Annotated in this window: 21 protein-coding genes, 2 pseudogenes and 1 riboswitch; of the genes and pseudogenes, 10 read left to right on the top strand and 13 right to left on the bottom strand. The window is 70.5% G+C overall.

The window, feature by feature from the left end; genetic code table 11:
- Positions 1 to 171: pseudogene (locus tag ACLQ24_RS09465) on the bottom strand (IS256 family transposase); the annotation flags it as partial.
- A gap of 39 nt (positions 172 to 210) precedes the next feature.
- On the bottom strand, positions 211 to 4,080 hold the full coding sequence (locus ACLQ24_RS09460; RefSeq protein ID WP_425890476.1) for a hypothetical protein: 3,870 nt from the start codon (positions 4,078 to 4,080) through the stop codon (positions 211 to 213).
- 860 nt (positions 4,081 to 4,940) lie between these two features.
- Between ACLQ24_RS09460 and ACLQ24_RS09455 the strand changes: the two genes are divergently transcribed.
- Both ACLQ24_RS09455 and ACLQ24_RS09450 read left to right on the top strand, forming a co-directional pair.
- Positions 4,941 to 5,744, top strand: a complete 804-nt coding sequence (locus ACLQ24_RS09455; protein WP_425890474.1) for an HAD family hydrolase — start codon at positions 4,941 to 4,943, stop codon at positions 5,742 to 5,744.
- Entirely contained in the window at positions 5,741 to 8,116 is a 2,376-nt protein-coding gene (locus ACLQ24_RS09450) for a glycoside hydrolase family 65 protein (RefSeq protein WP_425890472.1), read from the top strand. Before ACLQ24_RS09455 ends, ACLQ24_RS09450 begins: the two co-directional genes overlap by 4 nt.
- Before the next feature lie 45 nt (positions 8,117 to 8,161).
- Here the strand turns inward: ACLQ24_RS09450 and ACLQ24_RS09445 are convergent, their stop codons facing one another.
- Complete coding sequence (locus ACLQ24_RS09445; protein WP_425890470.1) at positions 8,162 to 8,341, bottom strand: hypothetical protein; 180 nt, start codon at positions 8,339 to 8,341, stop codon at positions 8,162 to 8,164.
- Positions 8,342 to 8,513: 172 nt separating this feature from the next.
- Here ACLQ24_RS09445 and ACLQ24_RS09440 point away from each other — a divergent pair, with 172 nt between their 5' ends.
- Entirely contained in the window at positions 8,514 to 9,191 is a 678-nt protein-coding gene (locus ACLQ24_RS09440; protein WP_425890468.1) for a dienelactone hydrolase family protein, read from the top strand.
- A 24-nt stretch (positions 9,192 to 9,215) separates the two neighbouring features.
- On the opposite strand, the gene ACLQ24_RS09435 is transcribed toward ACLQ24_RS09440, so the two are convergent.
- Positions 9,216 to 10,418 (bottom strand): AI-2E family transporter, encoded by a 1,203-nt coding sequence (locus tag ACLQ24_RS09435; RefSeq protein WP_425890466.1) that lies wholly within the window; start codon positions 10,416 to 10,418, stop codon positions 9,216 to 9,218.
- Between the two features lie 198 nt (positions 10,419 to 10,616).
- On the opposite strand from ACLQ24_RS09435, the gene ACLQ24_RS09430 reads away from it, so the two are divergent.
- Entirely contained in the window at positions 10,617 to 10,787 is a 171-nt protein-coding gene (locus ACLQ24_RS09430) for an antitoxin (RefSeq protein WP_425890482.1), read from the top strand.
- Between the two features lie 223 nt (positions 10,788 to 11,010).
- Here ACLQ24_RS09430 and ACLQ24_RS09425 read toward each other — a convergent pair whose 3' ends face one another.
- The 5 genes from ACLQ24_RS09425 to ACLQ24_RS09405 all read right to left on the bottom strand — a co-directional run bounded on the left by ACLQ24_RS09425 (position 11,011) and on the right by ACLQ24_RS09405 (position 14,147).
- On the bottom strand, positions 11,011 to 11,655 hold the full coding sequence (locus ACLQ24_RS09425; protein ID WP_425890464.1) for a C39 family peptidase: 645 nt from the start codon (positions 11,653 to 11,655) through the stop codon (positions 11,011 to 11,013).
- A gap of 224 nt (positions 11,656 to 11,879) precedes the next feature.
- Complete coding sequence (locus ACLQ24_RS09420; RefSeq protein ID WP_425890463.1) at positions 11,880 to 12,287, bottom strand: pyridoxamine 5'-phosphate oxidase family protein; 408 nt, start codon at positions 12,285 to 12,287, stop codon at positions 11,880 to 11,882.
- A gap of 32 nt (positions 12,288 to 12,319) precedes the next feature.
- Positions 12,320 to 12,658, bottom strand: coding sequence for a hypothetical protein (locus ACLQ24_RS09415; RefSeq protein WP_425890462.1), 339 nt, complete (start codon positions 12,656 to 12,658; stop codon positions 12,320 to 12,322).
- A 77-nt stretch (positions 12,659 to 12,735) separates the two neighbouring features.
- The gene (locus ACLQ24_RS09410) at positions 12,736 to 13,533 is read right to left on the bottom strand and encodes a hypothetical protein (RefSeq protein ID WP_425890460.1); all 798 of its coding nucleotides are present in this window, start codon (positions 13,531 to 13,533) and stop codon (positions 12,736 to 12,738) included.
- A 257-nt stretch (positions 13,534 to 13,790) separates the two neighbouring features.
- Positions 13,791 to 14,147 carry a hypothetical protein gene (locus ACLQ24_RS09405; RefSeq protein ID WP_425890458.1) on the bottom strand — a complete coding sequence of 119 codons (357 nt, stop codon included), beginning with the start codon at positions 14,145 to 14,147 and terminating at the stop codon, positions 13,791 to 13,793.
- Between the two features lie 160 nt (positions 14,148 to 14,307).
- On the opposite strand from ACLQ24_RS09405, the gene eccCb reads away from it, so the two are divergent.
- The 5 genes from eccCb to ACLQ24_RS09380 all read left to right on the top strand — a co-directional run bounded on the left by eccCb (position 14,308) and on the right by ACLQ24_RS09380 (position 16,914).
- On the top strand, positions 14,308 to 15,186 hold the full coding sequence (gene eccCb / locus ACLQ24_RS09400; protein ID WP_425890456.1) for a type VII secretion protein EccCb: 879 nt from the start codon (positions 14,308 to 14,310) through the stop codon (positions 15,184 to 15,186).
- Positions 15,187 to 15,402: 216 nt separating this feature from the next.
- On the top strand, positions 15,403 to 15,711 hold the full coding sequence (locus ACLQ24_RS09395) for a WXG100 family type VII secretion target (RefSeq protein ID WP_393044393.1): 309 nt from the start codon (positions 15,403 to 15,405) through the stop codon (positions 15,709 to 15,711).
- A gap of 25 nt (positions 15,712 to 15,736) precedes the next feature.
- On the top strand, positions 15,737 to 16,015 hold the full coding sequence (locus ACLQ24_RS09390) for a WXG100 family type VII secretion target (RefSeq protein WP_007454922.1): 279 nt from the start codon (positions 15,737 to 15,739) through the stop codon (positions 16,013 to 16,015).
- A gap of 237 nt (positions 16,016 to 16,252) precedes the next feature.
- Positions 16,253 to 16,741, top strand: coding sequence for a hypothetical protein (locus ACLQ24_RS09385; protein WP_425890485.1), 489 nt, complete (start codon positions 16,253 to 16,255; stop codon positions 16,739 to 16,741).
- The gene (locus ACLQ24_RS09380) at positions 16,738 to 16,914 is read left to right on the top strand and encodes a hypothetical protein (RefSeq protein ID WP_425890483.1); all 177 of its coding nucleotides are present in this window, start codon (positions 16,738 to 16,740) and stop codon (positions 16,912 to 16,914) included. Before ACLQ24_RS09385 ends, ACLQ24_RS09380 begins: the two co-directional genes overlap by 4 nt.
- A gap of 53 nt (positions 16,915 to 16,967) precedes the next feature.
- Here ACLQ24_RS09380 and ACLQ24_RS09375 read toward each other — a convergent pair.
- The 3 genes and pseudogenes from ACLQ24_RS09375 to ACLQ24_RS09365 all read right to left on the bottom strand — a co-directional run.
- Positions 16,968 to 17,279: pseudogene (locus ACLQ24_RS09375) on the bottom strand (S8 family serine peptidase); the annotation flags it as partial.
- Positions 17,280 to 17,349: 70 nt separating this feature from the next.
- On the bottom strand, positions 17,350 to 17,898 hold the full coding sequence (locus tag ACLQ24_RS09370; protein WP_425890453.1) for a S8 family serine peptidase: 549 nt from the start codon (positions 17,896 to 17,898) through the stop codon (positions 17,350 to 17,352).
- A 76-nt stretch (positions 17,899 to 17,974) separates the two neighbouring features.
- Entirely contained in the window at positions 17,975 to 18,292 is a 318-nt protein-coding gene (locus ACLQ24_RS09365; RefSeq protein WP_425890451.1) for a helix-turn-helix transcriptional regulator, read from the bottom strand.
- A 159-nt stretch (positions 18,293 to 18,451) separates the two neighbouring features.
- On the opposite strand from ACLQ24_RS09365, the gene ACLQ24_RS09360 reads away from it, so the two are divergent.
- Positions 18,452 to 19,168 carry a carbonic anhydrase gene (locus ACLQ24_RS09360; RefSeq protein WP_425890449.1) on the top strand — a complete coding sequence of 239 codons (717 nt, stop codon included), beginning with the start codon at positions 18,452 to 18,454 and terminating at the stop codon, positions 19,166 to 19,168.
- A gap of 79 nt (positions 19,169 to 19,247) precedes the next feature.
- On the opposite strand, the gene ACLQ24_RS09355 is transcribed toward ACLQ24_RS09360, so the two are convergent.
- On the bottom strand, positions 19,248 to 20,267 hold the full coding sequence (locus ACLQ24_RS09355; protein WP_425890447.1) for a coiled-coil domain-containing protein: 1,020 nt from the start codon (positions 20,265 to 20,267) through the stop codon (positions 19,248 to 19,250).
- A 4-nt stretch (positions 20,268 to 20,271) separates the two neighbouring features.
- Positions 20,272 to 20,402, bottom strand: a riboswitch (cyclic di-AMP (ydaO/yuaA leader).
- Positions 20,403 to 21,057 lie beyond the last annotated feature (655 nt).

Raw genomic sequence — 21,057 nt, 5'->3', positions numbered from 1 at the left:
ACGCTTGGTCAGCTGCTGCAGCAGCCCGCCCTCACCGGTCAGTTGCAGGCCCGAGGTCCGGGCCTGCTCGACGAGCTCGCCGATCAGGTCGTCGTTCGCCCCGGCCGGCAGGCCAGGCTGCTTCTTCTTCGCCACCGCGGCAGTATCCACGGCGTCAGTCGTCATGGTCATCAGGTGCGTCTTTCTTGATCAGGAGTTACACCGTTCTTTTTACAGTCCCGTTTTCACACATTTCAGGACGCCTCGGGTCAGTTCTTGGAGTTCGTCGACGTTGTTTTCCATGACAGGGAGGTTGCCGAGTTTGGCGATCGCGTCGACCCAGTGTTGTTTCTGTTCGACGGTGAGTTTGTTGCGGTTGTTTTCGATGAATCTGGTGGCGTCGGTGAATTTCTCTGCCTTGATGATGGTGCCGAGGACGTGGAGTAGTGATGCGGAGATGTCGGTGGCGCCGACAGCGGTGACCATAGCGGCCAGGCGTTTGGTGGTGAGGCCGCCTTCGAGGCCGGCGTCGAGTTTTCCGGCGGTGGCGAGGTCGCCCACGGCGGTGAGCAGGGTGGCGGGTCGGTCCGCCGTGTCGGCGAGGGCGTAATCGAAGACGATGTCGGCGTGGTCGGTCGCGCCGAACTCGAGGATCGGGGCGTAGCGGCTCAGCTCGGGTTGGTCGGGTACCCGTTTGATCATCTGCTTGACGTGGGCCAGGTTGTCGCGCATCTGCTGCGGTGACCAGCGCTGGCTCGCCTTGGCGAACACGGGGCGGGCGGCGGCGAGGTCGGGTGCCCAGATCAACTCGCCGAGAGTGTCATCGACTCGGGTGACGGCCGCGGTGGGGTCAGCGAGTGCGGCGGCATCACGCACGGCATCGGCAGTGATGTCCTGCCACAAGCGCGCGGGGGCGAGGGTGTGCTCGCCTCGCCGGGAGGCGGTGGCCTTCCAGTAGGGATCGAGACGGATGCTGGTGTTGTCGGGTCGTTGCAGGGTGGGGTGCAGGATCGTGGCGCCGTACCGTTCGACCACGGTGAGTAACTCGGAGTTGATCGTGGCCCGGGCGAGTACCACCGGCAGTCGGGCGCGTTGGGCGAGTTGTTCGAGTAGATAGTTCAGAGCGGCGATGTCGGATTCGAGCGCGGGCGTGCTGGGATGCGGGGCGCAGAGCAGGACTACCGGGTGATCGGCGTCGGCCGCCTCGGTCAGTTGATTGACCAACGTGCGCCACGCAGGCGTGTGGGACTTGCCGATCACGTACACGTGGGAGTGCTTGGTGACACCATCGCGCAGCCGCACCGACCAACTCGGCGCACTGGTCGCCTCGGCGTTCTCGACCTCACCTGAGCGTTGCTCGGAGTTCGAGTGCGCGAGGACGTCCGGCTCGGCGGCCGCGGCGAGCCCGTCGGATGGGTAGACGACGGGTTCGCCCACAGGGGTGGCTATCGCGGCCTGGTCGACCGTCGGCTGTGGGATCTCGTGCGACAGGGCAATGAGGGCCAGTCCGGTTGTGTCCCGGGGTAGCCGTCCCAGTTGCCCCGTCTGCGGGTCGATGACGGCGACTCCGCGCTCATCGCGGATGCCAACAAGAACGTGGTTGACCTGCCCCGGAGGTCGACGCACAGCGATGAACGCCCGTGATCCGGCAACGGCCGCCCGTAGCGCCCGCACGCCCGCCTCAATGGTCGGGATCTCATACACCTGGTGCTGACCATCGGCCAGATCCAACACTTGCTGCTGATAGTTGAGCAGATCACCGCCGTACAGCGGATCGGTGGTGGCCGCCTCATACACCACCGTCCCGTCCCGGAATGACATATCCAGGCAGAGCGCGGCGACGACACAGTTAGTCTCGTGCTCGCCACCAACATCACGACCGGGATTAACCCGATCCAGCCAGCCATACACCTCACGCAACGACTCGTTAGTGTAGTCAGACGGCACTGCCCACGTCTCGACATCAACATCGGTCAACCGCCCGAACCGCGCGGTGCGAATATCCCAGACCTCCCCCGCACCCTCCGATCCACTGGGCTGCTCCCGCACCGATGCTGGCGGCACAACGGCCACCCCCACACCAGAACCAGACGAGGTAGACGACACAGACGGACCAGCCAAACGCGACGCTTCTTCGGACGACATCAACGTATCAATATGCTCACCATCCCCCGCGGGCGCGACAGTTATCCCGCATTTCTCCATGGCGGCAGCAATCACACCCCCCGGATCGCTATATCCGTAGCGTCCTATGCTGTGCACCCAAACGCCAATTTTAACGATCTCTCCCGTGCGCGGAACGGGCCATTTCGTTGACTTGGCGAGGATAGACCCGCGCTTGTCGGGATTCTTCTCATGCCAATCAAGCAACGCAGCAATGCTGTCGTTCACCGCATCGGCGCGTTGCTGCCCTGTCACAGAAGGAAGTTTCGGCGAAATCCGCACAATTCCGCCAAAGCCAAGGGGTCTGCCAATGCAATAGGGCTCGAATCCCAAGCTTTCCAGGGTGTCGTAAAGATCCTCCCCCCGAGCCACCACCCCATGCTCTCTCAAGAGGTGTAGCTCTTGACCAAGTGGGTAGCCTGGCTCTCTTGCAATGGTCGGGACAAAGTCTCGAGAGGGCATTCTGCCGAGGTGGCTGGGGTTTTCTGCTACCCAAATTTTGAGAATTCTTACTAGGTCCCTCCACCTGCCACCCCCCTCTCGCGGTCTAAATAGCCGAGATTTAGGGTCCGATCGGATAGTTGCCGTCCTGGTTGGGGCGTCAAGGAATTCGTGGTGTCGATGAGGCTGCTCCAGGCCGGGCACTTCTAATATCAGCGTAGTAATACGCGGACCAATATGCCGACCGCGCTTTATGGGCAAGGCAGTTATACCGCATTTCTCCATGGCGGCAGCAATCGAACCATCCGGATCGTCACATCCCCTGTCCCTTATACTGGCCACCCAAGCGCCAATTTTAACGATCTTTCCCGTATCTGGAACGGGCCAATCCAAGTAACTGCCAGGGAATTGCCTGTGCATATCGGGAGTTTGCTCATACCAATCAAGCAAGGCGCCAATATTGTCTCTCACACGCATTTCTCGGCTGCGAGGGCCGGTGGAAGCGGCCATCATGCCCGGCGTGGACGTACGCGCGGGATCAGTCAACACGTCAGTGAGGACCGAGCCCGTCACCGGTGGTCCCACCCTGACCTGCCCGCCGTCGACGGCGAGCAACTGTCCCGACTCATCGGCGGGTAGCAGGATCGGTCCTGCCAACACCGACGCCTTACCAGATAGCCGCTCACCCCACGACCCGTCGGTCGGTCGGAACGGGATGTAGCGGCTGGCGTCGTCGTTGGCTTGGGTCTCCACCAACCACCAGTCCTCATCCGACGGCCGGTGAATGATCACCAGGTGCTGCGGGTGATCAGGACGACGCACCCACGCCACCGTCGAATACCCCACCCCCAACCCCGCAAGGTCCGTGAGCCTCGCGGGCGCGAACACACCTCCCAACCGGGCGGCGACCCCGGCAGCGGACCTGACCGGCACATCATCACTGGCCACTGGCGCCACGCCTAGCCCGGTCAACACCGCGCCCACCCGGAACACACAATCCGCCGTCTGGCTATCCCACCGCGGCAAACCCTGCACCGCCCGCCACAACTGCGGCGCCCCCACACCCTTAAAAACGTCCGAGGCAGCCCACAGCGCCTCACCAATCACCGCACCCGCCGACCCCCCCGCCACATGCTCAACCGGCAACACCACCACCGCGCCATCCCCACCAGGAAACGGCACCACCCGCGAACCCCACCGCGCGACACCAACCCCCCGCGCCGCACGAACCAGAACCGGCACACCAAGACGCTCACCACGCCCCACCACGACAGCCACACCAAGCCCACGTTCCACCGGCGCCAACACCATCCGCGCCTTCACCTCAACCGGCTCAACATGCAACACCTCCCTCACAACCTCAGAACCCCACACAGCCCCATCAACATGAACCAGATGAATCCCATCAACCGGCACGGCATCACGCACCACAGCCGGCACCTCACCACCAACACCCAACCACCGACCAGAAGGCACCCACGTCGTCAGAAACTCCACACAACCCACCACAGCGGCCTCCATCACAACACTCACCCCACAACCCACCACCCACTACTATCAGTACAAGGCAACTCACCCACCGTCGAACTGTCAAGTCAGACAGCCCAACCCAGACCGGACCGCCGTGACTGCCCCTACATCCCGTTGTTCGCACGGCAAAGACGTCCTGCCGATGGGTGTCGAATCGGTGTCGTGTCCGGTAGCCCAGCGCCGCGCGGCACTGGGCCCCCGTGACCAAGCCGCCGAAGACCAGGTGCGGCAGCCGCCGGCAGCTCCATCTCCCGCGCGCACCGCCTACAGCCACCGCGACGTCACCCAGGTAGCCGACGCCACCGGCGCCAAGCCCCCCGAGTGGCGAGGCCTCGATCCCGAGGATGGACAGGCAACGGCATGAGTACGGCAACCTGCCTCTGCCCGGCTCGCTGGCGGCGCCTCTACACCCTGTCGGGAAGGCGCCCGCTACGAGGTGACACCGAATTCCGTCAACACCGCGACCAGCATGCTGTTCCGATCCTGGTACGCCGGCTGCGACGCCGAGTACACCCATCCGTTCCGCATCAGCGCCGCTCGTGACCAGGCGGCCTGAGCGAGCCTCGCCGGGCCGCTGATTTCGCTAGCCAGCCGGACAGGCCGCTTCGTACTCGCCCAGCATGCTCGACCGTCGACATCAAGATCAAGGATTTGGCTGGCTGGGATGGACAGCTACCCAAGCGCCGGGCCGGGTACGGGCCGCCGTCCGGCTCCCGGACACGCTGGCCACCTACAACCACGTCGGCGGCCCCTGCGGCCGAACTGAGCCGGCCCGGCGGCGGCCGAAAGCGGGTTTGGGCACCCAGCCGGGTGGTTAGATTTGTACCGTGCTGGGCCTACCTGCTCATGTGACCGCCTGTCTCTTCGATCTGGACGGTGTGCTGACGCAGACCGCCCGGGTGCACAACGCCGCCTGGACCGAGACGTTCGACGAGTTCCTGCGCAAACGCGCCACGGCAACCGGCGAACCGTTCCAGCCGTTCGACCCCGGCCCCGACTACAACCGCTACGTCGACGGCCGACCCCGTGCCGACGGCGTCCGGTCGTTCCTCGCCTCCCGGGGAATCGTGCTTCCCGAGGGCAGCCCGGACGATCCGCCGGAGGCCGACACGGTCAACGGCATCGGCAACCGCAAGAACGTCCTGCTCCTGGAACGTCTGCGCACCTCCGGCGTCGAGGTGTACCCGGGCTCGGTGCGCTATCTGCGGGCGGCGACCGCCGCCGGCCTGCGTCGGGCGGTGGTCACCGCGAGCGCCAACGGGCAGGAGGTGGTCGCCGCCGCCGGGCTGGAAGACCTGCTGGAAGCGCGGGTCGACGGGCTCGTGGCCCGGGAGCGGAAGCTGCGCGGTAAGCCCCAACCCGACACCTTCCTGGCCGGTGCCAGAGTCCTGGGGGTCGACCCGACCCAGGCCGCCGTGTTCGAGGACGCGCTCTCCGGCGTGGCCGCCGGCCGGGCCGGCGGTTTCGGGTACGTGATCGGTGTCGACCGGGTGGGACAGGCCGACGAACTGCTCGCCCACGGCGCCGACGTCGTGGTGAAGGATCTCGCGGACCTGCTCGACGCGGGCGACGCCCCGCCGGCGCCACGCCCCACCGAAGGGACGCCAACCAGCGATCGGGGCCGCACATGATCCGGGAATGGGCCTATCCCGTCGAGCCGTGGCACATCCGGGAGACCCGCCTGGACATGGACGTGCTGGCCCAGTCGGAATCGGTCTTCGCGCTCTCCAACGGGCACGTCGGCCTGCGCGGCAACCTCGACGAGGGCGAGCCGCACGGTCTGCCCGGCACCTACCTCAACTCGTTCTACGAGCTGCGTCCGCTGCCGTACGCGGAGGCCGGCTACGGCTTCCCCGAATCCGGGCAGACCATCGTGAACGTCACCAACGGCAAGCTGATGCGGCTGCTGGTCGACGACGAACCGCTCGACGTGCGCTACGGCGAGCTGCTGTCCCACGAGCGGGTCCTCGACATGCGGGCCGGCACCCTGCACCGGGAGCTGCACTGGCGCTCCCCGGCCGGCCGCGCGGTCAAGGTCCGCAGCACCCGGCTCGTGTCGTTCACCCAGCGGTCGGTCGCCGCGATCAGCTACGAGGTGGAGGCCGTCGACAGCCCGCTGCGGTTGATCGTGCAGTCCGAGCTGGTGGCCAACGAGTCGCTGCCCGCGCAGAGCAAGGACCCCCGGGTCGCGGCGGTGCTGGAATCGCCGTTGCAGGCCGAGGAGGAGCTGACCACCCCGGACGGCGGCCAGCTCATCCACCGCACCAAGGTCTCCGGGCTGCGGGTGGCCGCCGCCATGGAGCACGAGGTGCACGGCCCGGACCACACGACCATCGAGTCCGAGGGGTACGAGGACTGGGTGCGCACCACCATCGGCTGCGTGCTCAAGCCCGGCGAGAAGCTGCGGGTGGTCAAGTACCTGACGTACGGCTGGTCGAGTCGACGGTCGCTGCCCGCGCTGCGCGACCAGGTCGGCGCGGCGCTCGCCGGCGCCCGGTTGGACGGCTGGGACGGGCTGCACCGGGAGCAGCGCGCGTACCTGGACGAGTTCTGGGACGCGGCCGACGTGCTGGTCGAGGGTGATCCGGAGATCCAGCAGGCCGTACGGTTCGGGCTGTTCCACGTGCTCCAGGCCGGTGCCCGTGCCGAGCAGCGGCCGATCTCGGCGAAGGGGCTGACCGGCCCCGGCTACGACGGGCACGCCTTCTGGGACACCGAGATGTTCGTCCTGCCGGTGCTCACGTACACCCAGCCCTCCGCGGTGCGCAGCGCCCTGCAGTGGCGGCACAGCACGTTGGAGCAGGCCCGGGAACGGGCCGCGACGCTCAACCTCAAGGGTGCCGCCTTCCCGTGGCGGACGATCGAGGGGCCGGAGTCGTCCGGGTACTGGCCGGCCGGTACGGCGGCGTTCCACATCGCCGCCGACATCGCCGACGCGGTACGACGGTACGTGCTGGTCACCGGTGACACCGCCACCGAGCGGGAGATCGGGCTGGAGCTGCTGGTGGAGACCGCCCGGCTGTGGCGCTCGATCGGGCACCACGACCGGGGCGGCCAGTTCCACATCGACGGGGTCACCGGCCCCGACGAGTACACGGCGGTGAAGAACGACAACATCTACACCAACCTGATGGCCCAGCGGAACCTGCTCACCGCCGCCGATGCCGTCATGCGCTACCGGGACGAGGCGCTGCACCTCGGAGTCACCGACGAGGAGGCGGCGAGCTGGCGGGACGCCGCCACGTCGATGCACGTGCCGTACGACGACGAGCTGGACGTGCACCAGCAGGTGGAGGGATTCACCCGGCTCCAGGAGTGGGACTTCCCGCACACGCCCGCCGAGAAGTACCCGCTGCTGCTGCACTATCCGTACTTCGACCTGTACCGCAAACAGGTCGTCAAGCAGGCCGACCTGGTCCTGGCGATGCACTGGCGGGGGGACGCGTTCACCCCCGAACAGAAGGTGCGCAACTTCCTCTACTACGAACGCCGGACGGTGCGCGACTCGTCGCTGTCGGCCTGCACCCAGTCGGTGCTCGCCGCCGAGGTGGGCCACCCGGACCTGGCGCACATCTACCTGCGCGAGGCCGCGCTGATGGACCTGCACGACCTCAACGAGAACACCCGCGACGGCGTGCACATGGCCTCGCTGGCCGGCGCGTGGCTCGCCCTGGTGAGCGGGCTCGGCGGACTGCGCGACCACGACGGCGAGCTGTCGTTCGCGCCCCGGCTCTCCAGCCGGCTCAACCGCCTGGAGTTCTCCCTGCAGTGGCGCGGGCTGGCGCTCCGCGTGGACGTGCGGCCACACCAGACGACGTACTCGCTGCGCCACGGTGGCCCGGACGACGTCGTGGAGCTGCGGCATCACGACCAGATGCTGCGGGTCACCTGCAACGAGCCGGTGACGGTGCCGGTGCCTCCGGCCGAGCCCTCGGGGCCGCCACCGGAGCAGCCGCCGGGCCGGTCGCCCCTGCTCCGGCTGCCCGAGTACAAGCAGCAGTGACGGCCGGGGCGGGAGTGCTCCCACCCCGGCCGTCGTGCGCGTACGTCAGACCGGCTCTCCGGTCGAGGGGCGTCCGATCGCGTCCCGGGGCGCCGCCGCCTTGGGATCGTCGGGCAGCCGGGCCGAGGCGGCCTGGTCCCCGAAGTCCTGGTTGCGCTGGGCGTCCTGTTCACGCTGGGCGCGCTCGGCCATCTGCTGCTGCCGGGAAATCTGCTGCTTGGCCATCGTGATCCTCGCGATCCGTCGGGGCGCGGCTGCGCCGACACGGTCTGCGGTCTCCCCGTCGCGTACCCGGCGGCCCACCCGACAAACGCCACGCCCGCCGGCTGCGCGACCGGGCGCGTGCGACGCGCCGGGTGGGGTAACCGGACCACAGGCGAGCCTGCGGAGGTGTGGCATGGACGAGCAGAGCAGCACGGCGACCATCCCGGTTCGGGACGCGCAGCTCCCCGCCGACCTGCGGGTGCCGGCTCAGCCGGTCGGCGTGGTGCTGTTCGCGCACGGCAGTGGTAGCTCGCGGCACAGCCCGCGCAACGTGGCGGTGGCCCGGACGCTGAACGGTCGCGGCCTCGCGACCGTCCTGGTCGACCTGCTCACGCCGGCCGAGGAGGAGGTGGACACGCGCACCGCCGAACTGCGGTTCGACATTGGGCTGTTGGCCAGCCGACTGGCCGGGATCGTCGACTGGTTGGCGGCCGAACGTCCGGCGGGTGACGTGCCGATCGGCCTCTTCGGCGCCAGCACGGGAGCCGCCGCCGCGCTGGTGGCGGCCGCGTCCCGCACCGACCGGGTAGGCGCGGTGGTCTCCCGAGGTGGACGACCCGACCTGGCGGGCCCCGCGTTGGGCCAGGTGCGGACCCCGACGTTGCTGCTGGTCGGCGGCTTGGACGAGGAGGTGCTCGCGCTCAACGAACAGGCGCTCGCCGAGCTGGGGGATGTCGGCGAGCTGCGGGTGGTGCCGGGAGCCACCCACCTCTTCGAGGAGCCCGGGACGCTCGACCAGGTCGCCGAGCATGCCGGCACCTGGTTCACCACCCACCTGACCCGGACGACCACCGCGCCCCGCCGCGCGTGAGCGCGTCGCTTCTGGGCGTCGGCGTCACTGCGCCGCTGGCGCGTGCGTGGCCCGGTGACGTTGGACGGTGTCGATGACGCGCCACAGGACGGCGGTGATCGGGACGCTGACGAAGGCGCCGGCGATGCCCGCGATGAGGGTGCCGGCGGTGACCGCCACCAGGATCACGGCCGGGTGCAGGCGTACCTGGCGTTTCATGACCAGCGGCTCCAGCAGGTTGCCCTCGATCTGCTGCACCGCGACGACTGCGGCGAGGGTGAGCAGAGCGGTCGTCGGCCCGTTGGCCGCCAGCGCCACCAGCACCGCGACCGCGCCCGCCACCGTCGCCCCGATGATCGGCACGAAGCCGCCCAGGAACGTGATCAGCGTCAGCGGCAGGGCCAGCGGCACCCGCAGCACCACCAGGGCCAGGCCGATGCCGATCGCGTCGATGGCCGCGATCATCATGGTTCCCCGGCTGTACGCGCCGAGCGTCTGCCAGCCGCCCCGACCGGCCTCGGCCACCAGCTCCCGGTTCGGGCCGGCCATCCGCGACAGCGTCCAGTGCCACATCGACCGGCCGTCCTTGAGCAGGAAGAAGAGCAGCACCAGTGCGAGCAGCGCGGAGCCGACGACCTCGCTGGCCGTCCGGGCGCCCGACACCGGGTCGGGAGAGCTGCCGCTGAGCCCGTCGCGGGCCTGGTCAACCAGTTTGTCGAGTTGGGCCTCGCTGACCGGCAGGGTCGACGTGACGAAGTCGCGGCTGCGGTCGAGCCCCTGGGTCAGTTCCTGACTGAGCTGGTCGAACTGGCTGGCGGTCAGGTTCCACACCAGCGCGCCGACGCCCACCAGGATGCCGAGCAGCAACAGGACGGTGAGCAGCGCGGCCAGCGCCGCGGGCAGGCGCAGTCGGCGCAGGCGGACCAGCACCGGGTCCAACAGCGCGGTGAGGAAGATGGTGGCGGCCAGGGCGATGGCGAGCGGGGCCAGCAGGACGGCGATCCGACCCAGCAGGTAGAGCCCGGTGACGATCACCACCAGGCAGGCGTTCCACAGCACCGCGGTCCGGACCAGCCAGGGCAGCGCCGCCCACGCGTGGCGCGCTCCAGTGCCGTCGGTTGTCGGCGTGCTGCCGGTTTTCGGCGTGCCGTCGGTTGTCGGCGTGCTGCCGGTTTTCGGCGTGCCGTCGGTTGTCGGCGTGCCGTCGGTTGTCGGTGCGGCGTCCGCCCCGGGTTCGTCTGCCGTCATGTCGGCCCTCCTCGATCTCGGCGAGGTCCGTACCCGGCCGGTCGTGCGCCGACACCCGACCGCCCGCGCGGATCGTACGCCGGCCGCGGTCCGCTGGCCGGTCCTTCGCGTCCGGAGGGCGAACGCACGGTGTTTGCGCTGTCCGGCCCAGGGAACGCGAAGGGGAACTACCGGAGGAGGAGCGCTGTGGGTGACTTCATGGACAAGGCCAAGGACTTCGCGGACAAGCACGACAAGCAGGTCGACCAGGGCACGGAGAAGGCCGGCGACATGGCCGACAAGCGCACCGGCGGCAAGTACGGCGACCAGATCGACAAGGGCGTCGACCAGGCCCAGGCGCGTACCGGTGAGGGTGACCAGGTCCGCTGACGTACCGGATGTCTCCCGGGCCGCCGAGGATTCAGCGGCCCGGGATCGTCGGGCGGCCGGCGCCGGCGAGTGGGCCATTGCCCCGCCGGCCTGGCGTGAGCTGCACCGCGCCCGGCCGATGCGGGCCGTCCGTGCGCGTCGTCAGGCGCACCTTGCCAACCGCAGACGCGACAGCAGGGCCGGCCCCTCCGCGCGGGAGAGGCCGGCCCGGTGAACGGTCGGATCAGGACGAGTAGCCGCGCTCGGCGATCCAGTTGGCGACCTTCGGCAGGCTCATCCAGTACTCGCCCAGCGCCGGGTCGGCCGGGTCGGCGACGCGGATGTCGTCTCCACCGTCGCGGTAGCCGACGAGCGTCAGGTAGTGGCCGCCCTCGTACGAGTGCGGGTTGCCGTCGCTGTCCACGGTCGTGCCCTTGATGTTGGCCACCACCGGGCGGCCGGCGTCGATCGCGGCCAGCACGTCCCGGCGTAGCTGCTCGACCTGGTCGGGGCGGGCCACCGAGTCACGGATCTCCGTGGTCCGGTAGCGACCGCCGGTCAGCTCGTTGAGCACGCGGGTGGTGTCGAGGGCCGAGGGCGTGCCCGCCTCCGTGGTGCCGAGCCGCTTGGCCACCTCGTCCTGGGAGAGCGCCTTGCCCTGGGCTGACAGTGCGATGCGCGTCGCGGCCGGGCCGCAGTAGAAGAAGTTCGGCTGTGCCTGGTAGTCGATGTCGAGGATCCGCTCGGCGCTGCGGTTGGCCTGGCTCGACGAGGACGGGGCACCCTGCGCGGGGGCTGCCTGCGCGGCGACGGCGGGGCCGAGGGCACAACCGCCGGCGACCAGCAGTCCGACGACGGACAGGCCGCTCTTCTGCACGATGGGGTTCATGGTCGAGTCTCCGTTCGGGGGTAGCCGCCTCCGTGGCGGTCTCGGCCGTGGTTACCGGGGGCGTAACGGCCCTGCTCCGGGCGGCATTCCACCGCCGGCTGCCGTTTGCGGGCGTCGTGATCTGGCGTAACGACCGGCGGGGGTGGAGGATTCCGCGCGCAGCATGGGTCACGTCTGACGCCTGCCGCGATCGCCCAAAGCGGGCGAATGTGACGTTATGGACGTCAGAGGCTTCCGAGCAGCTTCGTCACGGTGATCTCGAGGACCACACGCTCCGGATTCGGGCGCGGCGTGCGGTACCGCTCGGCGTAACGGCGCTCCGCCTCCGCAACGGCGGCTCGATCCGACCGGAGCACCGCCCGGCCCTCGATCGTCAACCAGCGACGGCCGTTCACGTGGCACACGGCCACCGGGGTGCCGTCCGGGCCTGCGGCGGCCACCTGCCGGGCCTTGCGGGACGTGCCGGAGGTGATCACCCGGGCCAGCCCGGCCGCCGGGTCGAAAGTGACCCCGACGGGCACCACGTGCGGGGTGCCGTCGGCGCGCAGGGTGGTCAGCGTCGCGAGGTGCCGCTCCGCACAGAAGGCGGCCACGCGGTCGTCGCGGAAGTCCAGCCGATGATCACCCGCCACGTGCGTTCCCCCGTCCTGTACGCCAACCCCGATCATCGTACGGAGCGGGCGCGGTTCTCCTTTGGCGGAGCGTCTGGCTGCCCGGGGAGGCGACGGCCGGCCGCCCGGCGCTTGTGCACCAGCCGGGTGAGATAGATCAGCGCGCCGGCCAGGACGCCCATGTCGTCCAGGTAGATCGGGTCCGGGAGGATGTCCACCGGAAAGATCGTGTAGATCAGCGCGCCGTAGAAGGCCACCTTGCCGCCCGCGCCGAGCCCGGTCAGCAACCGCCTCGTACGCACCACACGCACCGCCAGCACCACCGCGCCGACCAGTGTGGCGAGCGCCAGGATGCCGGCGACCACCACGAGGACCCACGACTGTCGGGACATGCCGTCACGCTAACCCACTGACGCCGCCCCGGCTCGGAACGCTTGCTCGGGAGAACCGGGCTCGTCGCGCCGTCGGGTCAGAAGGCCGGGACCGCCGCCCGACCGCGGGCGACCACCGCGTTCTCCCGCGTCTGGTCGGCGGAGGGCCGGAGGACCTCGCTGAGCGGCAGCACCGAGGCCGACTCCGCCCTGCGCCGCCCACTGGCCGCGAGCGCCTCCGCACGGAGACTGCGAGCCGCCGCCACGGCCAACTCGGCGGCTCGCCAGGCAGCCTGCTCCCGGTCCCGGGCGGCGGCGTGCCGGGCCGCCAGGTTGTCGCGGACGGCCCGCTGGAGCACGAGTTCCTGCTCGACGGGGTGCAGCCGCGGGTCCCAGCCGTCGCGGTGCGCGAAGACGCCACTGAGCTGCTCCACCGACAGTTCCCGCCGCCAGTACGCGTCCAGCGCGGCCCGGTGCAGGTAGCGCTCGCGGTCGGCGTACTCGGCCGGCGTCCGGTCGGTGTGCGGCAACGGCATCGAGGCCGCCGTGCCAAGTCGCCGTACGCCGGCCTCGGCCGCCTCCAGCGCCTGCCACGCGGCTTCGACGGTCTCCTGCGCGGCCACCCACTCCGCCCGCCGGCGCTGGGCGGTGGTGGTGGCGCGTTCGGCGGCCACCGCGATCTCCTGCGCGTAGCGGCTCTGCTCCCGCTCCTGGAGCGCCTGTTCCAGGTTGCTGGGCATGGCCGCGTCGCGGATGCGGGCGGCCGGGTCGAGGCGAAGGCGGCCGGGGCGTACCAGGAGCGCGGCGACGGCGAACACGACCACCCCGAGCAGGCTCAGCCAGATGGCGGCGGCCCGGGGTACGTCGGGCAGGACGGCGGAGAGGACGGTCTGCATGATCAGCACCTCGCGGTCGAATGACGGTATCGAGGGATGGGTCCCGACGGGACCGGGCCGGTCGCTCGACGCGACGGGCTCTGCGGGGTCGGGGTGAGCTGTACGGATGGCCGGCCGGGGCGCAGCGCCGTCGCGGGGCGGATTCGCGCGCCGGAGCGGGTGTGGCTGCGCGTCGCGGCCGAACCTGCCGTCCGGGCACCCGGACGACGACCCGAAGACGGGTCAGGCGAAGCGTTGGGTGACCTGGCGGCCTGGACTCAGCTTGCGGGAGGGCCGCGTCGGGGCGGGGTGCGGCGGCCGGGCTCGACGGCCGGCGCGTGCTTCGCCTGCGCGAGGACCGGGCCGGCCGGTGCGGTGAGGTGGCCGCCGGTCGGCCGGGTGGGAGCCGGCTGGTTCGTGCGCACGGTGGCCGGGATGGCTTCGGGCCGAACCGCGTCCACCCGGCTGCTCACGGCGCTCGGTCGCAGTTGCGCATCGGCGGGCGGCGGGGTGGCGGCGAGGGCGCCGCCGAGGCCGACCGCGAGCACCAGCGCGGTGACCGCCAGCCGGGTCAGCTCCCGCAGCGACCGCAGCACGGCCCAGCGGGCTGGGCGGACAAGAGCTGCGGACGACACCCGACCAACCTATCCTCCGAACGGACAAGGCGCAGCACGGCGGTGGCCACAACAGCAGTGACCACCGCCACCGCCGACACTGTGGATGGTCGCACCACCCCGACCGGTCGCCGACGGCCCGCGCCCCAAGCCGTGGGCGGTGCGTCGTGGGCCGTGCGCCGTGCGTGCGCCGAGAAACCGTGCGCCGAAGCAGGGTGACCCCCGCCGGAGCGGTTCCGGCGAGGCGTCGGTGGCGCTGGCCGGGCACGTGGCGGCGAACTGGCCGGGGCGTCCCGCGCCGAAGGTACGGCTGCTGCCGCGTCGGCTGCCGGTGTCCGAGCTGGCCCGCCTCATCGACCGGTCGGCTCCCGGCCTGCCGATCGGTGTCAACGAGTCGGCGCTCGCGCCGGTCTACCTGGACCTGGCGAACGAGCCGCACCTGACGGTCTTCGGGGACGCCGAGTGCGGCAAGACCAACCTGCTGCGGCTGATCGCCCGGGGCATCACCGAGCGGTACACGCCGGCCCAGGCCCGGCTGGTGATCGCGGACTACCGGCGTGGACTGCTGGGCGCGGTCGAGGGCGATCACCTGCTCGACTACGCGCCGTCCAACCAGGCGTTCGCGCAGGGGCTCGCCTCGATTCGCAGCGCGCTGTCCAACCGTCTGCCGGGTCCGGACGTGACCACCGCCCAGCTGCGGGACCGCAGTTGGTGGAAGGGCCCGGACCTCTACATCCTGGTGGACGACTACGACCTGGTGGCGTCCGGTGGCAGCAATCCGCTGAGCGCCCTGCACGAGCTGCTGCCGCAGGCCCGCGACATCGGTCTGCACCTGATCGTGACGCGTCGGGTCGGCGGGGTGTCCCGGGCGCTCTACGAGCCCGTGCTGCAACGGCTGCGTGAGCTGGACTCTCCCGGCCTGCTGATGTCTGGCAACCGGGAGGAGGGTGCGGTGTTCGGCACGCTGCGTCCGAGCCCGCAGCCACCCGGTCGGGGCACGCTGGTCCGGCGGCGCGACGGTCAGCAGCTCATCCAGACCGCCTGGTCCGAGCCGGCCTGATCGAGCCGCTCGGGCTGGCCCGCGCGGACCGGTGCGACTCACCCCAACAGCCCGATCCACCGCCATCCATCGAACAGCCCCGGTCAGGGCCGCGGTGGCTGGACAAATTCCGCTACGGTTTCTGTTGGAGTGTCCGTCGGTGGGGTGTTGCTGCCTTGCCGCGGGGGCAGGGGCTCGGCAGAGCCGCCGCCACAACATGACGGAAGGGTGTGAAGCATGGCGTTCGAGGTCGAAGCTGCGACTCTGCATACCGCCGCGAGTGACGTGCGGTCCACGCGCAGCGAGGTCGACGGCGAGCTGAAGAAGCTGTGGAACGTAGTCGACGACCTGGCCATGGCGTGGAAGGGCCAGGCGTCCACGGGGTTCCAGTCGCTTATGACCCGCTGGAACGAGGACACCGTGGGCCTGCTGACCGCGATGGACAACATCGCGGACCTGCTCGACAAGTCGGGTACGACGCACCAGGTCAACGACGAAGAGCAGCAGCAGATGCTGGACAAGTTCCACTCTGCTCTCAACCCGTGATCCGTAGCCAGCAGAGGGGAAAGTCGTGACGATCAAGGTTGACTACGCGGTCCTCGAGAGCAGCAACCAGCAGATGCAGGCCATCTCGAAGACCATCGACGAAAAGCTGGACACGCTGCGGTCGATGCTGTCCAAGCTCGAGTGGGAGGGCGAGGACCGCACCGCCTACGAGCAGCACCAGGCGAAGTGGGACTCGTCGGTCCGGGACATCAACCGGATCTTGAACGAGATCGGTGGTGCCGTTGGCATCGCCCGCGAAAACTACGTCTCCACCGAGATGAGCAACTCCAAGGTGTGGGGCTGACGCAATCACCGATGCGGCTCCGGTCCGGCTCGATCGGGCCGGAGCCGCATTGTGTTGGCGTCGGCGAGATACGGGAGAGCGCTGCGTACGGGGAAGCCTTTCCGATCGACGCGTGCCGTGGGCGCGGCCGTGCTGGCGCTGTGCGCCGCGCTGGCCCCCGGCGGTGACTGTCGCGCCGCCGCCGGCCCGGGCCGCTGACACGGTCCGTAGCCTCCAGTGGTACCTGGACTACCTACGATGGACGACCCCACGAGTCAGATTCCCAACCTGGACAACGGTGGCGGCGGTGGTGGCGGTGGCGGCGGCGTGCCGAAGCTCGGCGGCGGCCCGCCCGCCAGCGGCCTGGGCACCACGCCCTCGATCGGGGCCACCGACATCCCGGGCACCGGCAACCTGCCCAGCGGGTCCGGCACCCATCCCGACCTCTCCGGCGGGTACGACCCCTCCACTGGTGACTACCCGGGCACCGGCAGCGTTCCGGGCGTCGGCGGCGCGGACGACGAGTTCAGCAGCGGCCTCGCGGGCGCGGGCGGTGGCGGTTCACCCGGGTTGGGCTCCGGCCTCGGCTCCGGTGGCCTGGGCTCCTCGGCCGGGCTCGGCGGTGGTGGCGGCCTGGGCAGCGCCGGTGCTCTCGCGGGTGGCGGCGCGCTCGGTCGGGCGGTCTCCCCGGGCATGGGCCCGATGATGGGTGGCGTCGGCGGCCCCGCGCCACGATCGGCCGCGTGATCAGCAGCAGTACGGTGAGCAGGCCGCCGACCACGGCTGCCCAGATAGCTGCGGTGCGCTGCCAGCTCAGCGGATCGGCTTCGGGGGCGGGTGCGGCGAGCGCCCCGACTGGCGGGTTGGTGCGGGTGCCCAGCAGGCTCGACACCGCCCGGTACGGGTTGACCACCCCGTAGCCGACCTCGGCGTTGCGCCCCTGCGGCGGATTGTCCGCCGTACGCTCCAGCCGGTCGGCGACCTGCTCCGGGGTCAGATCCGGGTAGGCGGCCCGGACCAGCGCCGCCACCCCTGAGACGTACGCGGCGGCAAAGCTGGTGCCGCCCGCCGGTTCGGCGCGGTAGCCAGATCCCCCCGGTGCCGGACCGATGATGTTCAGGCCCGGCGCGGCGACGTCGACGTAGCTGCCGCTGACCGAGGTGCCCACGTGCCCGCCCTGCTCGTCCACGCCGGCGACGGCGATGACGCCCGGGTAGGCGGCCGGGTACGCCGGCTTGTCCTCCTGTGTCTCCTGCCGGTTGCCGGCGGCGGCGACCAGGACCACCCGCTTGGCGAGGGCGCGTTCGACGGCCCTGGCCAGTTCGGGGCGGGGCAGGGTCACCCGGGCAGGTTGATCACGTCGGCGCCGTTGTCGACCGCCCAGTCGATGGCTGCGGCGATCTGCCCGGGCAGCGCCTCGTCGTTGGTGCCCTTGGCGTCGGCAGGACCCGGATCGGCAGGATGCGGGCGGCCGGGGCGACACCGCTGAACAGCGCTCCGGTGCCGTCCTGGCCGGCGATGATGCCGGCGACCATCGTGCCGTGGCCCGCCAGGTCGCACTGGCCCCGGTTGGCGGGCAGGTTGTTGAAGTCGCGTCCGGGGAGCACCTGGTTCTTCAGGACCGGGTGGATGGCCGAGACCCCGGAGTCGATGACCGCCACCGTCACACCGGCGCCTCGGGAGAGCGGCCACGCCGAGGCGGGGTCTATCCGGCGCAGCGCCCACGGCATCTCCACCCGGCCGTCCTCGCCGGCCGGGCCGCAGACGGGCGCTGCCGCTGTCGCCGGCGCGCAGGGTGCCACCACCAGTGCGGCCCTGAGCAGGGCCGCGAGCGTTCCACTGAGAACCGCTCGGACGGTACGGCGGGCCGGCTCGGTCGCGCTCGGCGGCAGGCATTCGCGCACCCGCTGAGATTACCGCTGCGTCGCGTCGAGCTGCGGCCCGGCGACGCCGGCCGGACGACGGGTGCGGCGGGGATGGTCAGAGGGGGTCATCGGCGGGGGTCTCGGCGAACAGCGCGAGGAGGTCGCCGACCTGCACCTCGGCCTCGGCGGGGTGCCGGAACCGACCGGCGGGGTTCAGGGTGTACTCGTTACGACGCCCCACCCGGGTGCGGTGCAGGTAACCGCCGGCCTCCAGGTCGGCGACGATGGCCTGGGCGGCCCGCTCGGTGACGCCCACCTCCGCCGCCACGTCGCGCAGCCGCGCGGTGGGGTCGCGGGCGATGGCGAGCAGCACATGCCCGTGGTTGGTGAGGAATGTCCAGTTCCGGCCGCTGCCGGCCGCCGTGCTCGCCATCGTGGGGCCGCCCCTCCGGTGAACGTATGAAATCTAAATCACGCATATCTTGACGCGTCTTGCGGTGCGTGTGACCGTTGAGCGCGAGCCAGCGCCCACCGCCGGCCCGGCTGAAAAGCCCGTTGAGCAGGTCAAACGCGTGGAAAGCGAGGTGCGGGGATGAGTCGTTCCAGTACGTCTGGCGGGCAGCCGGGCGCACAGCGGGCCGTCGATCGAGCGTCGGTCACGACCGAGCCGGCCCGAGCGTACGCCGAGCTGACCGCCGGCAACCGTCGCTTCGTCGGTGGGGCGCCGCGCCACCCCAACCAGGACGCCGGGCACCGGGCCGCCGTGGCGGACGGGCAGCACCCCTTCGCGGTGATCGTCGGCTGCTCCGACTCCCGCCTGGCCGCCGAGATCATCTTCGACCGGGGGCTGGGCGATCTCTTCGTCGTCCGTACGGCCGGGCACACCACCGGGCCGGAGGTGCTGGGCAGCGTCGAGTACGCGGTGACCGTGCTCGGCACTCCCCTCGTGGTGGTGCTCGGTCACGACTCGTGCGGCGCCGTGCAGGCCGCCCGCGAGTCCGTCGCCACCGGCATCGCGCCCCCGGGGCACCTCCCGGCGGTGGTCGACGCGGTGCTGCCCAGCCTCCGGCGCGCCACCGCCGAGGGCGTGGACGACATCGACGGCATCGTCGACATCCACATCGCGCAGACCGTCGAAACGCTGCTCGGGCAGTCGCCCGTGCTGGCCGACGAGGTGGCGCGGGGGCGGTGCGCGGTGGTGGGGATGTCGTACCGGCTCGCCGCCGGAGTGGTGCGACCCGTGACCCCCGTACCGGCCGGTGCCGCGACGGGCGACGCCTCGGACGACCCGGCGACCACCGCCGCCTGACGCGGCCAGCCCCTCACCGAACAGGCCCGAGGGCCGCCCCGCCGGACGCGGGACGGCCCTCGGACTGCTGGTCACCGGGTCAGAGCAGCGACATGTGTACGTGGTCGGTGTGGTTCGACGGGCCGCTGTACGACTTCCAGCCAGTCGCCGGCATCCAGATCTGCCGGTTCCAGATCACGTAGTAGATGCCGAGTCGGTCGGCGTTACGGATGAGGAACGCGGCCACGTTGTTGCCGTACATGCGGGTGTCGTCGTTGTGCCACGGGCTGAAGCCGCTCTTCTGCAACGACCAGTCACAGGCGCGGCCCTTCGGGTGCTCGTACGGTCCGCCGTCGCGGTGGCAGCCCACGAACCGGTTGAACCCGGCCCGCTTGACCTCCTTGTACGCGTGCAGGGTGCGCGGCGTGATGCAGCCGGAGGTGGTCGGATCGTCCTCGCTGCACGACTGCGGCTTCCACTCGCCGTCGGCGGTGCGACCGGGGCCGATCCGGGCGACCGGCGAGACGGCGTCGACCAGGCCGCCGGTGAAACCCTGACCGCCGACGAGCGCGAGCGCCTTGTCCGCGTCGCGCTTGTCCTTCGCCATCAGGGCGGTCTGCTTCTGCTGCTCGTGTACCTCCGCGTCGAGGGCCAGCTTGGCCTGCTCGGCGCGGGCCTTCACCGCGTTGACCTCGGCGAGCTTCTTCTCGTTGACCATGTTCATCTCGTCGAGCGCTGCGGCCCGCTGGACGAACGAGTCCGGGGCGTCGGCCTCCAGCAGCATCGCGATCGCGCCGACCCGCCCGGTCCGGTACGACTGGGCGGCGATCTGCCCGACCTGCGGGGCCAGCGCTGCCAGGTCGGCCTTGGCCCGGTCGACCTCGGCTGCCAGTTCGACCTGCCGCTTCTTGGACTTGTCCAGTTTGGACTTGGCCGCCACGTAGTCCCGGTTGGTCTGCTCGATGACGTCGTTGAGCAGCTTGGGCTCGCCGTCATCCTCGTGCCCGGATGGTGTGGGGGTCGTCGGGGCGGCGTGGGCCGGGAGGGGACCGGCGAGCACGGTCAGCGCGGCGAACACGGCCACCACGGGCGTCAACCAGCGGCGTAGGGGTGCCGTCACAATCTTCCCTTCCGTCGACCGCCGACCGGGTTAGCTGACGGGTTCGGGGCGGAAGTGGCCCCTACCGCTGTCGCGGATTCACCCCACATACCTGGGTCCCCGGCTCGCCGGTTGGCGATTGGGCGGTGGCACCGCAGGCGCCGCTGCGCGCCTTCGTCGGTGACCGGCAGCGAGGTTACCCGAGAGTCCACCGCCTGAGCTACGTCCTGATGCCGACTAAAAGCGTCATTTCGCCATGGCGCTGAGTGACCAGTGACGCGGTTCTCAGGGCGGGTGCCCGATCCGGTCACGTTGAGGAGTGTCACCATGCCGTATCCGTGCTCCTGTTCGGCTCTGGCCACCCGGTGGGTGGCGGTGGATGGGGGTGCGCTCCGCTGCGGATCGGGCCCGTCGGGCCGACCGGCTGGCGGGGAACTGAGAGCGGCCAGCGCCTCTGCGCGGTCCGTGCGGGGGCGCGCTGGCGGGACCTCCGCGTCCGACCCGGCCGTCGACCCGGCCGTCGACCCGGCCGTGGTCGCGACGAGGATCCGTCGTACCCGGTGCGGAGCGGGTCGAGCGGAATGGCTGCGGTCGGAACCCAATGCGAGACTCCCAACGATCCGGTGCGGGGTACGTGCCGGCGGGCCGTGCGGTTCAGCTCCGCCGGACGAACGCGGTGACGGGCGCGTCGGATCGCTGCCTGACGATTCGGCGATCACGGAGGGTGATTCGCCGACCCGGTCGGTGCGGTGCGGCGCGGCGCCGCGCCGTGGCGACGCCGGTGCCCGTCTGGGCGTCCGGATCAGGTGGG

It is taken from the genome of Micromonospora sp. DT4 (assembly GCF_049841675.1).
Classification (GTDB): Bacteria; Actinomycetota; Actinomycetes; order Mycobacteriales; family Micromonosporaceae; genus Micromonospora.
This window is presented reverse-complemented; position numbering and strand designations above follow the sequence as displayed.

Coding starts and splice junctions, on each gene's coding strand:
- ACLQ24_RS09365 (WP_425890451.1), bottom strand. CDS start 18,292: ATGGCGAGCACGGCGGCCGGCAGCGGCCGGAACTGGACATTCCTCACC.
- ACLQ24_RS09445 (WP_425890470.1), bottom strand. CDS start 8,341: ATGGCCAAGCAGCAGATTTCCCGGCAGCAGCAGATGGCCGAGCGCGCC.
- ACLQ24_RS09410 (WP_425890460.1), bottom strand. CDS start 13,533: ATGCAGACCGTCCTCTCCGCCGTCCTGCCCGACGTACCCCGGGCCGCC.
- ACLQ24_RS09440 (WP_425890468.1), top strand. CDS start 8,514: ATGGACGAGCAGAGCAGCACGGCGACCATCCCGGTTCGGGACGCGCAG.
- ACLQ24_RS09430 (WP_425890482.1), top strand. CDS start 10,617: ATGGACAAGGCCAAGGACTTCGCGGACAAGCACGACAAGCAGGTCGAC.
- ACLQ24_RS09415 (WP_425890462.1), bottom strand. CDS start 12,658: ATGTCCCGACAGTCGTGGGTCCTCGTGGTGGTCGCCGGCATCCTGGCG.
- ACLQ24_RS09450 (WP_425890472.1), top strand. CDS start 5,741: ATGATCCGGGAATGGGCCTATCCCGTCGAGCCGTGGCACATCCGGGAG.
- ACLQ24_RS09360 (WP_425890449.1), top strand. CDS start 18,452: ATGAGTCGTTCCAGTACGTCTGGCGGGCAGCCGGGCGCACAGCGGGCC.
- ACLQ24_RS09385 (WP_425890485.1), top strand. CDS start 16,253: ATGGACGACCCCACGAGTCAGATTCCCAACCTGGACAACGGTGGCGGC.
- ACLQ24_RS09425 (WP_425890464.1), bottom strand. CDS start 11,655: ATGAACCCCATCGTGCAGAAGAGCGGCCTGTCCGTCGTCGGACTGCTG.
- ACLQ24_RS09395 (WP_393044393.1), top strand. CDS start 15,403: ATGGCGTTCGAGGTCGAAGCTGCGACTCTGCATACCGCCGCGAGTGAC.
- ACLQ24_RS09435 (WP_425890466.1), bottom strand. CDS start 10,418: ATGACGGCAGACGAACCCGGGGCGGACGCCGCACCGACAACCGACGGC.